The sequence below is a fragment of the Nocardia sp. NPDC050406 genome, assembly GCF_044459025.1.
Taxonomy (GTDB): Bacteria; Actinomycetota; Actinomycetes; order Mycobacteriales; family Mycobacteriaceae; genus Nocardia.
On sequence record NZ_JBITIM010000001.1, the window covers coordinates 1,971,057 to 1,983,416 of the forward strand.

The following is a 12,360-nucleotide window of genomic DNA, read 5'->3' on the forward strand; positions in this document are numbered from 1 at the left end:
CATGGCCATCTCCATGCCCGAACCCACCGCGGTCCGCGAATCCGAGAACTCGCCGGTCGCACTGGTCCGCCACACCTGGATTCAGGTGCAGCGACTCCTGCTGCGCTGGGTGCGCGACCCGGTCACCCTCCTGGAAACGCTCATCATCCCGTGCCTGCTGCTGCTCATGCTCGACATCGTGGTGGGCAGCCCCATCCAGAAGTTCACCGGCAGCGACGCCCTCTACGGCTCGGTGCCCATGGTGGCGCTGGTCGGCGCGCTGTCGGGCAGCATCGCCAGCGGCGTCATGCTCGGCCGCGAACGCAATGCCGGACTGCTCGCCCGCTTCTGGGTGCTGCCCGTCCACCGCGCCTCGGGCCTGGCCTCGCGCATCGTCGCCGAGGGCTGCCGCATCTTCGGCGGCAGCGTGGTGATCATCGCCTTCGGTATGGCACTGGGCTTCCGATTCCAGCAGGGACCGCTGCACACCCTCGCCTTCTTCGTCCTGCCGGTGCTGTTCGGGCTGTCCTTCGCCACCCTGGTCATCGCGGTCGCGGTCTTCACCGCCAGCTCCGGCCTGGTCGAGAGCATCACCATCGTCACCTCGCTGCTCATGTTCTTCAGCACCGGCTTCGTTCCGCTGCTCGCCTACCCGGACTGGATTCAGCCCATCGTGCGCAATCAGCCCATGTCGGTGGCGGTCGACGCCATGCGCGCCCTGGCCGAGGGCGGGGCGCTGGCGCGGCCGCTGTCCACCATGCTCATCTGGTCGGTCGCCGCCATCGCCCTGTTCGCCGTCCCCGCCGCCATCGGCTACCGCCGCGCCAGCCGCCGCTGAACCCCACGGAGAAAGGCAAATACGGCAATCCAGACCCCTTACGCGAAATACCTCGCATCCCGCGCGTCGAGATCGCTCCGTGACCCGAGGACGGCACTAAGCTGACCGCCGTGCTCGATCCCCAGAACCCCGTCGCGCCCCATCCGGATATCGCCCACCTCGCGCCCCTGCTCGGCACCTGGCGCGGCAACGGCCACGGCGAATATCCGACCATTCAGCCGTTCGACTATCTGGAGGAAGTGCACTTCGGCCATGTCGGCCGCCCGTTCCTCACCTATCGGCAGCGCACCCGCGCCGCCGACGGCAGCCGACCCATGCACGCCGAGACCGGCTACCTGCGCCCCAACGGCCGGGACCGCATCGAGCTCATCCTGGCCCACCCCACCGGCATCACCGAGATCTGCGAGGGCAGCCTGGTCGCCGAGAACGGCGACCTGCGCATCGAGCTCGACTCCACCACCATCGGCCGCAGCAGTACCGCGAAATCGGTCACGGCCCTGGGTCGCTCGTTCACGCTCGCGGGCGACAGCCTCGACTACACGCTGCGCATGGCCGCGGTCGATCAGCCCCTCCAGCACCATCTCGCGGCAACGCTGCGTCGCGACAACTGACTCGGTGCCCACGGCCGAAAATTTTACAAACCTACTTTTAGGTATGTGACCTGCATCACCGTAGTTGGACGGGCGTGCGGCAGGGCACTCATGGGTTGTGCCGTGAATCAGTCCGTTCTACCGTTTGTTTCGGCGGCAAACAGTCAGCCAACCCTAAAGCAGTACCGGTTTACCGAAACAGACCGTTCGGGTCTCCTTACTCGCCCCACACCCAGGGAGTAGGACATGCAGCGTTCGGCCCTTCTGCTCGTCACCACCGCCGGGATCATCCTGGCCGGAACCGCCGCGACCGAGATTCTCGGCGACGAATCCGGTCCACCACCGGCAGTGCGTAGTCTCAGCCAGCAATCCCAGCACTTCGTGCTCGAGGCCGAGAGCGGTGCGATACAGCCCGCCGCGTGTGTGAAACTCTCCTCCGGCCGCTATGCCATCCAGCCGAATACCGAACTGAAGTCGACCATTCGCTGACGCTCGCGGGCCGCGACTCAGTAGCCCGCTGGAAGCGCAGTCAGCATCTCCCTCGTTACCGCCACAGCATTGTCCGAACTGCCCGCTTTGACGAGTAGCGTCGCGAACGCCATATCCCCGCGGTAGCCGATGAACCACGAGTGCGAACCGCCCTCCACCTCGGCCTCGCCCGTCTTGCCGTAGACCTCGCCCATATCGGCGATGCGTTCGGCGGTACCTCCGGTCACCACCTTGCGCATCATCGTGCGCAGGCCCTCGATCACCTTCGGGTCGATGGCCGGGCGCTGTCCGTCGATGGTGGTGTCGTGGCCCGCGATCAGATACGGCACGGGGGCCGAGCCGTTGGCGATGGTCGCCGCGGCGAGCGCCATGCCGAACGGGCTGACCACCACCTTGCCCTGACCGATACCGTCCTCCGCGCGCTGCACCAGGCCCTTGGACTCGGGCACCTGCCCCGACACCGTCGGCAGTCCGGCCACCGTGTAGTCGGGTCCGATGCCCAGCTGCGCCGCCGCCAGATGCAGTGCGTCGTCGGGCAATTGGCTGGAGAGCTTGGCGAAGGCGGTATTGCAGGAGCGTTCGTAGGCCGTCGCCAGCGGGACATCGCCGACGGTGAAGAGGTTGTAGTTCGGAATCGTGCGCTCGCCGATGGTGATTCGGCTGGGGCACGGAACCACGGTGTCGGGCGTGGCGAGGCCCTCGTTCATGGCCGCGGCGGCGGTGATGGTCTTGAAGGTCGAGCCGGGCGGGTACAGGCCCGAGGTGGCGACCGGTCCGTCGCGGTCGGCCTCCTTGTTCTGCGCCACCGCCAGAATCGCGCCCGTCGACGGCTGGATCACGACCATCATGGCCTTCTCCGCGCGTGCGCCGACCGCGCGCTGCGCGGCGATCTGGACATAGCGGTCCAGGCTGAGCGAGAACGACGGGGTCGGCTGCGGCCGAACCTCGTTCAGCACATCGACATCCACGCCATTGGAGTTCTTGGAGACCACCATCCAGCCCGCGCGGCCGTCGACCTCGTCGATGACGGTCTTGCGCACCTGGGTGAGCAGATCCGGTGCGAACTCACGGTCGGTGCGGACCATGTCCCACTGCTTGGTGACGGTGACGCCGGGCAGACCCAGCAGGGCGGTACCGAGCTTGTTGTACTCCCACTCGCTGAGAACCTCCACCGGATAGCTGCCGCCGTCGGCCTTGCGAGCGGCATCGAGCAGTGCGGCGGTGGTCAGCTCCGGATCGATCGGATTCAGCGCGGCGACAAGGGCATTGGCGACATAGATCGGATCGGGGGCGTCGGCCGGGGTGAACACCACCCGGTGCACCGTGCCCGGCACCAGGACATCGCTGCCGGAGCGTTCGTTGACGCGGGCGCGCGGGGCCGGGGTGGCGCGCAGCTCGAGGGTTTGGGTGTCGCCCAGGCGCGGATGGATATCGGCCGCCGTCCAGCGCACCGTCCACCGACCCTCGGCGCGGCCCAACTGCAATTGGCCCTTGTAGGTCCAGACCCGGTCCTTGGGCAGCTTCCAGGAGTAGGTGTAGTCGACGGTGGCGGTGTCACCGGTGACCCGCGCCGCGCCGGAGGACACCTCGAGGCTCTCGGCCTGGAGCTGCTGCCAGGCCGAAGACAATGCGGCGCTTGCCTTCTCGGGCAGATTGGTGAGCCGCGCGGCGGCCTCGGCGTCACCGCTGGAGAACGCGTCGAAGAAGGCCTCGGCGGTGGTCGCGGGACGCTGCGGGCCGGAGGAGCATCCGGCGGCGGCAATCATCACCGCCGCGGCGAACAGCAGGGTCAGCATGCGCGTGGACATCGGGACAGATGCTAGGGCCAACTTACCGCAAACCTGCGGGGACACACTGCACCGGAACGTATTTCGGTGCCAGGACACACTCAGTCGAGCAGAACTGTCGCGAATGTAGCGATTTGCCGGAATCCGACCTTGGCGTAGGCGCGGCGCGCGACATCGTTGTAGCAGTTCACGTAGAGGCTGGCGGTGCGGCCCGAGGCCACCACGGCATTGGCCACCGCCGCCGTGCCCGCGGTGCCCAGCCCGGCCCCGCGCCGGTCGGGGTGCACCCAGACGCCCTGGATCTGGCCGGTGCGCTTGGACTGCGAGCCGACCTCGGCCTTGTAGACCACCTCGCCGTCCTCGAAACGCGCCCAGGCGCGGCCGGATTCGATGAGATTGGCGACGCGGCGGCGGTAGCTGCGGCCGCCGTCGCCCACGCGCGGGTCGATCCCGATCTCCTCGGTGAACATGGCGATGGCGGCGGTGAGGTAGCGCTCCAACTCCTCGGGGCGCACCCGGCGCACCTTCAGATCGGGCGCGGCCGCGGCCGTGCGTTCCAGCGCCAGCAGCGGCTGATCCGGACGCAATTCGCGCTCCGGACCCCACTGGTCGGCCAGCAACTCCCACAGCGGCAGCGCCAGTTCGCGGCGGCCCACGATGGACGAGCAGATCCGCGGACCCCGGACGGCGCGATCGGCGAAGGCGCGCAGATCATCCCGAGATCCGCGCAGCGGCACCAGATTCGCGCCCGAGAAGCACAGCGACTCACCCGGCCCGCCGCGGCTCCACAACTCCCCGTAGGTACCCCTGCTGTCCAGCCCGTACTCCTGCAGTCGGGCCGCCACCATGCAGCTCGCCACCGGGTCGGTATCGAGCACGCGCAACACCTGCGTCAGATCGCGGTTCGCGAGCGAACGAGCTCCCGAAACCTTGGTCCGGCGGGTCGGCTCCAGCACACTCCGCACGTTCACAGCCTGCCACGACTTCTGAAAACGCGCCGTGTGTATGCGGAAAGCCCCAGCCTGTCCTCAGGTTTACTCAGCTGACGCTGACCACCGGCTCGCCCGCGCCCGCCTGCTCCCCCATCTCCTCGGCGAGGCGCATGGCCTCCTCGATGAGGGTTTCGACGATCAGGTGCTCGGGCACGGTCTTGATGACCTCGCCCTTGACGAAGATCTGGCCCTTGCCATTGCCGGAGGCCACGCCCAGATCGGCCTCGCGGGCCTCGCCCGGACCGTTCACGACGCAGCCCATGACGGCCACGCGCAGCGGTACCTCCATACCCTCGAGTCCGGCGGTCACCTCGTTGGCCAGGGTGTAGACATCCACCTGCGCGCGTCCACAGGACGGGCAGGAGACGATTTCGAGCTTGCGGGGGCGCAGGTTCAGCGACTGCAGGATCTGGTTGCCGACCTTCACCTCCTCCACGGGCGGGGCGGAGAGCGACACGCGAATGGTGTCGCCGATGCCCTGGGATAGCAGCGCGCCGAAGGCGGTGGCGGACTTGATGGTGCCCTGGAAGGCCGGACCGGCCTCGGTGACGCCGAGGTGCAGCGGGTAGTCGCAGGCGGCGGCGAGCTGGCGGTAGGCCTCCACCATGACGACGGGATCGTTGTGCTTGACCGAGATCTTGATATCGCCGAAGCCGTGCTCCTCGAAGAGCGAGGCCTCCCACAGCGCCGATTCGACGAGCGCCTCCGGGGTGGCCTTGCCGTACTTCTCGAGCATGCGCTTGTCGAGCGAACCGGCGTTCACGCCGATGCGGATCGGGATACCGGCGGCACCGGCGGCCTTGGCGACCTCGCCGACGCGACCGTCGAATTCCTTGATATTGCCCGGGTTCACGCGCACCGCGGCGCATCCGGCGTCGATGGCGGCGAAGATGTAGCGGGGCTGGAAGTGGATATCGGCGATGACCGGGATCGGGGACTTCTTGGCAATGGCGGCGAGGGCGTCGGCGTCCTCCTGCCGCGGGCACGCCACACGCACGATATCGCAGCCGGACGCGGTGAGTTCCGCGATCTGCTGCAGCGTGGCATTGACGTCATGGGTCCTGGTGGTGGTCATGGACTGCACCGAGACCGGGAATTCGCTGCCGACCCCGACCTTGCCCACCATCAACTGGCGGGTCTTGCGCCGGGGTGCGAGGACGGCCGCCGGTGCGGACGGCATCCCCAATGCGATGGCACTGCTCACGATCGCCTGCCTACTTTCGTCTTTGTCCTCACCCGTTCCGGTCCCGAGTCTAGTGACGCCCAGGTACCGGCCGCTCTGTGACAGCGGCGACAAGGCTACGCCGCGCCGCCACCGCCCCGCGAATCGAGTGACCCCTACGCTTGGTATTCGTTCCAGCGACCGGAAAGGTATCGGCCCAGCAAGTGAAAGTGCAGATTCCTGATTCGTGGCCGACCACCCCCGAAGAGGCCATCGCCCTACAAGACAGACTCCGCCCCCGCGTAGTCGCCGAAAACCCCGCTCCCCCCGCCTTCCGCACCGTCGCGGGCCTCGATTCCGCCTACGACGACGACGGCAACGTGGCCGCGGTCGCCGTAGTACTAGACCTCGCCACCCTCGAAACGATCGACACCGCCACCGCCCGCGGCCACACCGACTTCCCCTACGTCCCCGGCCTACTAGCCTTCCGAGAACTCCCCACCACCATCAAGGCCCTCCAAAGCCTTTCCACCACACCGGATCTCATCATCTGCGACAGCCAGGGCCTGGCCCACCCCCGCCGCTTCGGCTTCGCCTGCCACCTCGGCCTGCTCGTCGACCTGCCCACCCTCGGCGTGGCCAAGAACGTGTGGGGCGACTACGAGGAACCTGCCCGCGAGCGCGGGTCCTACAGCGAGATCACCCTCGACGGCGAGCCGGTCGGCCGCGCCTTACGCACCCGCACGGACGTGAAACCGGTCTACGTCTCCGTCGGTCACAAGATCGATATCGACACCGCCTGTGAGCAGGTGCTGGCACTCACGCCCGAATTCCGGCAACCGGAAACGACGCGTCGCGCCGACCGGCTGTGCCGTCGACTGCTCGCCGAGGGCACAGCCTGAGCAACCGCGCGGATTCAGATGCGAGCACCCTTCTCCTGATTGCAACGGCGGCACAGGATTTGCAGATTCTCGACGCTTGTCGCGCCCCCTTGGCTCCACGGAATGATGTGGTCGAGCTCGAGATATTCGCCCGCGGAGCACTCTCGACACCGGCCGCCGTCGCGTTGCCACACGGCTGTTTTCACGTGCTGGGGTATCGAGCGCGAGTCGCGCTGGCCCGGCGCCAGGACGAGGCGCTTGGCGACGCGCAGCGTGCCTTCCAGAACCGCGGCGACGTACTCCGCGTCCGGCACGCTGTAGGTGCCGCCGCCCTTGGCGGTGGTCGCGGCTATGACCACGGTGCCGTACTCCGGACGAATCGACAGGATCTTCGTCCAGGGCAGTTCGGTTCCGGCCGTCGCGCCGACGAAACGCAGTTTCTTGCTGCTCGCGACCAGTCTGCCCGGAGTGTGTTTGGGGCCGCTGGCCAGGAACCTGATTTGCGTGGCGTTGACATCGACATGCAGCAGTTCGCCGGAGTCCAGGTGCAGATCCGGGCGGTGCAAGTTCGGTAGATCGCCCGCTCGGACCTGGGTCAGCGACCGGCCACGTTCCATGCGCTGGGTCAACTGCCCGAGGTGCTGTGCGGCGTGCGACAGATCCACCGCGGTCCGCAGGTCCGCGAGCAGTTGATGGAAGGTCGTCAGTTCCTCGGCTTCGATCTCACCATCGGCGAAGGCGAAGGCCACGAACCGCTCCAGGTGCGCGATCGCCAGCGGGCGCAGCGCCTCCCGTCCGGTCTGCTCGTTGATCATCTGGAACCGCAGCGCCACCCACAGCTCGTCCCACCGCTGGCCGCGTGGGCCGTCGGCGGAGAGCACCTGCCACGCCTGCTGCCGCCAGGTTTCCATGAAGCCGTTGACCTCGTTCTCGCACCAGCGGCACGGTGCTGGCGCGCCGAACCGCGGGACGCGTACCTGACGGCCGCAGCGCTGACAGATCGCCGGGTCGGCGGGGAAGGTCTGGCGGAAGTCGTCGGTCCACGCCGTGCCACTGAACCACCGCAGACGAGCGGGATCTGTCGGGCTCGGGTACCACCCGGGAGCCATCGTCGGCTGGGGAGAGGCCGGAACCGGCATGGGCGGAGGCGGAGCGGGGAAGGGCGTCGGCTCGGGGCCGCCGATCGGAGGCGCGGGTGGGTCGGCGGGCTCGTCGTCCACCTCGACACCGAATTCCTCTGCCAGACCGCGCAACCCGCTGTCCCAGCCCTGTCCGACGGCGCGGAATTTCCAGCCGCCGTCGCGGCGGTAGAACTCGCCGATCAGCATGGCGGTGACGGCCTCGCGCTGCCCCACCTCGAAGGACACCAGTTCCCCGCGCGGCTCGCGAATGGTGAGCGTGAGGCCGTGCACGTCGCGGAAGGATCCCTGGTCCACCGCACCGACGACCGCGATCGTGGCGACCTCCGGTTCGACGGTGACCAGGGTGACCTCGATGGTGCCGTCCAGCGTCACCGCGCCCGACGGGTGCTTGGGCGCGTTGAAGAAGACGAAGTCGTCGTTGCTGCGGATCTTCCCCGACTCCGCGAGCAGCAGGGCCATCACATCGACCCCCTCGCTCGATCCGGCCAATCCGACCGATACGGCCGAGGCCGCGATGGGCACATTCGCCCCACGCGTGAGCTTCACGAACACCATTCCTTCATACGCGCGACTGCTGGCGAGACCCCCGCCGCGCCAGGATGTTCGGTGTTCGCACCGCAATCGTTCCGAGCCCAGAGAAATGATCCCTCGGCGAGACATTACCCGCGGATCCCGACAGCCACAGACGAATGCGGGCACCGCGAAAAGCGGTGCCCGCGAAAGGAATTCGACCGGTCGCTACGGGAACAGTTTGACCGGGTTGACGATGTCGGCGGCGAGGGTCAGCAACATGTACGCGCCGCCGAGGACGACGACCACGTAGGTGGCGGGCATGAGTTTGAGGTAGTCGACCGGGGCTCCGTCGGGGAGGCCTTTGCGGTTGCGGAAGATGTTGCGGATCTTCTCGTAGAGGACTACCGCTATGTGGCCGCCGTCGAGGGGGAGCAGGGGGAGCAGGTTGAAGGCGCCGAGGAAGAAGTTGAGGCTGGCGAGGACGAGGATGAACAGGCCCCATAGGCCGTGTTCGGCGGTTTCGCCGCCGATTCGGCTCGCGCCGTAGACGGAGACGGGGGTTTCGGGGTCGCGTTCGCCGCCGGTGACGGCCTCCCAGAGGTCGCCGACCTTCTGCGGCATCTGGGCCAGGGACTGGACGGTGCGGACGGCCATATCGCCGGTGAAGGCTCCGGCGGCGGGGATCGCGCCGAGGAGGTCGTATTCGACGGGCGGGCCGGAGGAGTCCTGGCCGACGCCCACTTTGGCGACGGTCTTGGACTTGCCGTCCTTGTCGTAGACGGTCACCAGTTGGGGGGTGACCGGGACGGTGAGGGTCTGGCCGTCGCGCTCGATCGTGTAGGTGAACTGGCTGGTCTGCTTCTCGGTCTCGGCCTTGAACTGATCCCAGGTGTCGATCTTGGTGCCGTTGACGGCGGTGACCAGATCGCCGCGCTGGAGTCCGGCCTGCTGGGCGGGGCCGGTACCGGTGCACGGCAGCGCCTTGCCGTCGGGGCCCTGGCTGGATACGCAGCCCATCGCGCCGAGCTGGGTCTCCGGCGGCTGGGTCAGATGCGGCAGACCCCAGGTCACCGCGAGCAGCACGATGAGCAGGTAGCCGAGCAGGAAGTTCATCAGGATGCCGCCGGACATGACGAACAGGCGCTTCCAGGTGGCCTGTCGGTACATGGCGCGGTCGAGCTCCTCGGGCTCGAGCTCGTCGAGGGCGGTCATACCCGCGATATCGCAGAAACCGCCCAGGGGCAGGGCCTTCAGGCCGTACTCGGTCTCACCGCGCCGGAACGAGAACACCTTCGGGCCGAAGCCGATGAAGTAGCGCCGCACCTTCATGCCGGTCGCCTGCGCCGCCCACATGTGGCCGCATTCGTGCAAGGCCACCGATACGGTGATACCGAGGGCGAACAGGGCGAAGCCGATCGCGAACACCATGCGGTATCGAACCCTCCTAGCTAGCTGCGCACGTATGTGCGGGCACAGTCACGCGCCCACGTATCCGCCGCGAGCACCTCGTCCAAAGTACTGGGTTCCGCCGACCAGCGGTCGGCGGACTCGACGACACGTGCCACGGTGCGCACGATGTCCGGGAAGCGGATCACCCCGTCGAGGAAGGCCTGCACGGCGACCTCGTTGGCCGCGTTGTAGACCGCGGTGACACAGCCACCCGCCATCCCCGCCTGCCGCGCCAGTTCGACCGCCGGGAACACCGTATTGTCCACGGGCTCGAAGGTCCAGGTGGAGGCCGTCGAGAAATCGCAGGCGGCCGCCGCGCCGGGCACGCGATCCGGCCATCCGAGGGCCAGCGCGATGGGCAGTTTCATATCGGGCGGACTGGCCTGAGCCAGGGTGGAGCCGTCGGTGAAGGTGACCATGGAGTGCACGATGGACTGCGGGTGCACGGTCACGTCGATGCGGTCATAGGGCACGCCGAAGAGCAGATGCGTCTCGATGAGCTCGAGCCCCTTGTTCACCAGGCTCGCCGAGTTCAGGGTGTTCATCAGACCCATGGACCAGGTCGGATGCGCCTTGGCCTCACTGGGATTCACCGACTCGAGCATCTCGGCGGTCCAGCCCCGGAAGGGCCCGCCGGAGGCGGTGAGCACCAGGCGGTCCACCTCGTCGGCGCGGCCGCCGCGCAGGCATTGGGCCAGGGCGGAGTGCTCCGAATCCACCGGCACGATCTGGCCGGGCGCGGCGGCGCGGGTCACCAGGGAGCCGCCCGCGACGAGCGATTCCTTGTTGGCCAGGGCGAGGCGTCGACCCGATTCGAGGGTCGCGAGGGTCGGCTCCAAGCCGAGCGAACCGACCAGCGCGTTGAGCACCACATCGGCGTCGGTACGCCGCACCAGTTCCGCCGCGGCGTTCGGGCCCGCCAGCGCCACACCGAGTTTCGCGGCGGCGGCCTCGTCGGCGACGGCCACGTTGCGGGTGCCGGTCGCGGCGATCTGGCTGGCCAGGAGTTCGGTATTGCCGCCGCGCGCGGCCAGACCCACCACTTCGAATCGGTCCGGATTGGCCGCGATCACCTCGAGGGCCTGCGTGCCAATGGAACCGGTGCTGCCCAGCAGCAGGACTTTCACAACGTCGGACACGCGCCTATTGTCTCCTGACTCGATTCGGCTCACCCCACGCCGCCACCCTGCTGGCTACGACGCCCGGTCGTATGCCACCATATTGGCCAGCAATGGATTCGAGCCATGGAGGAGCGAAAGTGGCCACTTCGGAAGTGGAGCCCGCCCACAGCGCCGGTGTAGTCACCAAGGTCGACGAGGCCGAGGTTCCTTCCGCCGCCTGGGGTTGGAGCGGTGAGTCGAAGAAGACCTTCCGCATTGCCGGATGGTTCGTCGTGCTGGCGCTGCTGGCCATGCTGTTCGAGAACCAGCAGGGCAGCTCGTCGGGTTCGGGCAATATCGGCTACATCTTCTTGATCGTCTCCGCCCTGGGGCTCGCGGGCGTTCTGATTCGCGACTCGATTCTGTCGCGCAAGCCTCGGTAGGTTTCGAGCCTGAATACGCGAATCGGGCCGGGTCACATGGTGACCCGGCCCGATTCGCGGTATTGCGCCCGAGAACTACTGGTTCTGCGGATCGTTCAGGCGGTTGACCAGAATGATGCCGACGATGATCGCGGCGGGCACACCGGTCAGCACCAGACCGGCGGCGGCACCGAGCGCGATACCCGCGGCGGCACCGGGCAGGCAGCCGACCGCGAGGCCGAGCACGCCGCCGAACAGGCAGCCGACGACGGCGCCGACGAGGGTGCCGACCAGCGTGCCGATCGAGGTGGCCAGGCCGAACTGGGTGGCGGCGGCCGAGAGGGCGTCGTCCATGGCGTCCTGACGGACCACGTCGTGGCGCATGGAGTCGGCGACCGGGCGAGCCGCGGCCGGATCCTTGACCGGGGTCAGCACGGCGCGCAGCCCGTCGACGCTGGCGTCGATCGGGTAGACCAGATCGTTGAGGGTGTAGTTCAGCGGAACGGCGGTCAGGACCGTGCCCTGATTGTCGACCACCTGGAGCTGACCGTTGTCGGTGGTCAGCGAGCCGCCGTCGGTGTCCACCACGATGGAGTCGCCCTCGATCTTGGCGTTCCAGTGGATGGCGGGAAGCACCTGGTTGATGCCCTGGTTGACGCCGTCGATCACCGAGGGGACGACGGGCGAGGGGGCGGGGGCAACATCCGCGTAGGAGGTGCCGGAGGCGATGCCGAGAGCCGCGATGACCAGAGCCGAGGTTGCGGCGACCTTCTTGAACTTCATATGACTGCGTCGCTTTCGAACAGCGGTACGCGCTACCAACTTTCCTGGAGCGCGGGTCCTCGGTGAGCACCCATGGTCAAGTGTCCAGGGAATTGTTGCTGAGATGTAACTTAGAAACTGCTGAGCGTAAGGGAAGCGTTAACAGGAACCGACCTGGAGTACGAAAAGTACTGGCGCTGACAGGCTTTCGGACTATTCGACGGCATTTATGATCTACGCCACTAAACCTGCGA

12 protein-coding genes are annotated in these 12,360 nt (G+C 67.6%); 5 read left to right on the forward strand and 7 right to left on the reverse strand.

Going from position 1 to position 12,360, the window contains the following annotated elements; genetic code table 11:
• The first annotated feature begins 1 nt into the window (after position 1).
• The 3 genes from ACIBH2_RS09380 to ACIBH2_RS09390 all read left to right on the forward strand — a co-directional run bounded on the left by ACIBH2_RS09380 (position 2) and on the right by ACIBH2_RS09390 (position 1,896).
• Positions 2–817, forward strand: a complete 816-nt coding sequence (locus ACIBH2_RS09380; RefSeq protein ID WP_397115186.1) for an ABC transporter permease — start codon at positions 2–4, stop codon at positions 815–817.
• Between the two features lie 101 nt (positions 818–918).
• Entirely contained in the window at positions 919–1,428 is a 510-nt protein-coding gene (locus tag ACIBH2_RS09385) for a peroxynitrite isomerase (protein WP_397116928.1), read from the forward strand.
• Between the two features lie 225 nt (positions 1,429–1,653).
• The gene (locus ACIBH2_RS09390) at positions 1,654–1,896 is read left to right on the forward strand and encodes a hypothetical protein (RefSeq protein ID WP_397115188.1); all 243 of its coding nucleotides are present in this window, start codon (positions 1,654–1,656) and stop codon (positions 1,894–1,896) included.
• 17 nt (positions 1,897–1,913) lie between these two features.
• Here the strand turns inward: ACIBH2_RS09390 and ACIBH2_RS09395 are convergent, their stop codons facing one another.
• The 3 genes from ACIBH2_RS09395 to ispG form a co-directional block, all read right to left on the reverse strand.
• Complete coding sequence (locus tag ACIBH2_RS09395) at positions 1,914–3,704, reverse strand: penicillin-binding transpeptidase domain-containing protein (RefSeq protein ID WP_397115190.1); 1,791 nt, start codon at positions 3,702–3,704, stop codon at positions 1,914–1,916.
• A gap of 80 nt (positions 3,705–3,784) precedes the next feature.
• The gene (locus ACIBH2_RS09400) at positions 3,785–4,648 is read right to left on the reverse strand and encodes a GNAT family N-acetyltransferase (RefSeq protein WP_397115192.1); all 864 of its coding nucleotides are present in this window, start codon (positions 4,646–4,648) and stop codon (positions 3,785–3,787) included.
• Positions 4,649–4,721: 73 nt separating this feature from the next.
• Positions 4,722–5,855, reverse strand: a complete 1,134-nt coding sequence (gene ispG / locus ACIBH2_RS09405; RefSeq protein ID WP_397116930.1) for a flavodoxin-dependent (E)-4-hydroxy-3-methylbut-2-enyl-diphosphate synthase — start codon at positions 5,853–5,855, stop codon at positions 4,722–4,724.
• Positions 5,856–6,067: 212 nt separating this feature from the next.
• Here ispG and ACIBH2_RS09410 point away from each other — a divergent pair, with 212 nt between their 5' ends.
• A complete protein-coding gene (locus ACIBH2_RS09410; RefSeq protein ID WP_397115194.1) occupies positions 6,068–6,739 on the forward strand; it encodes an endonuclease V in 672 nt (223 codons plus the stop codon).
• 14 nt (positions 6,740–6,753) lie between these two features.
• On the opposite strand, the gene ACIBH2_RS09415 is transcribed toward ACIBH2_RS09410, so the two are convergent.
• From ACIBH2_RS09415 to dxr, 3 genes are all read right to left on the reverse strand, one after another.
• Positions 6,754–8,406 carry a TerD family protein gene (locus tag ACIBH2_RS09415; protein WP_397115196.1) on the reverse strand — a complete coding sequence of 551 codons (1,653 nt, stop codon included), beginning with the start codon at positions 8,404–8,406 and terminating at the stop codon, positions 6,754–6,756.
• 192 nt (positions 8,407–8,598) lie between these two features.
• Complete coding sequence (locus tag ACIBH2_RS09420) at positions 8,599–9,801, reverse strand: M50 family metallopeptidase (RefSeq protein ID WP_397115198.1); 1,203 nt, start codon at positions 9,799–9,801, stop codon at positions 8,599–8,601.
• A 20-nt stretch (positions 9,802–9,821) separates the two neighbouring features.
• Entirely contained in the window at positions 9,822–10,961 is a 1,140-nt protein-coding gene (dxr, locus tag ACIBH2_RS09425; protein ID WP_397115200.1) for a 1-deoxy-D-xylulose-5-phosphate reductoisomerase, read from the reverse strand.
• 119 nt (positions 10,962–11,080) lie between these two features.
• Between dxr and ACIBH2_RS09430 the strand changes: the two genes are divergently transcribed.
• Entirely contained in the window at positions 11,081–11,365 is a 285-nt protein-coding gene (locus tag ACIBH2_RS09430; RefSeq protein ID WP_397115202.1) for a DUF2631 domain-containing protein, read from the forward strand.
• 75 nt (positions 11,366–11,440) lie between these two features.
• On the opposite strand, the gene ACIBH2_RS09435 is transcribed toward ACIBH2_RS09430, so the two are convergent.
• Positions 11,441–12,127 (reverse strand): hypothetical protein, encoded by a 687-nt coding sequence (locus ACIBH2_RS09435; RefSeq protein ID WP_397115204.1) that lies wholly within the window; start codon positions 12,125–12,127, stop codon positions 11,441–11,443.
• Positions 12,128–12,360: the final 233 nt, after the last annotated feature.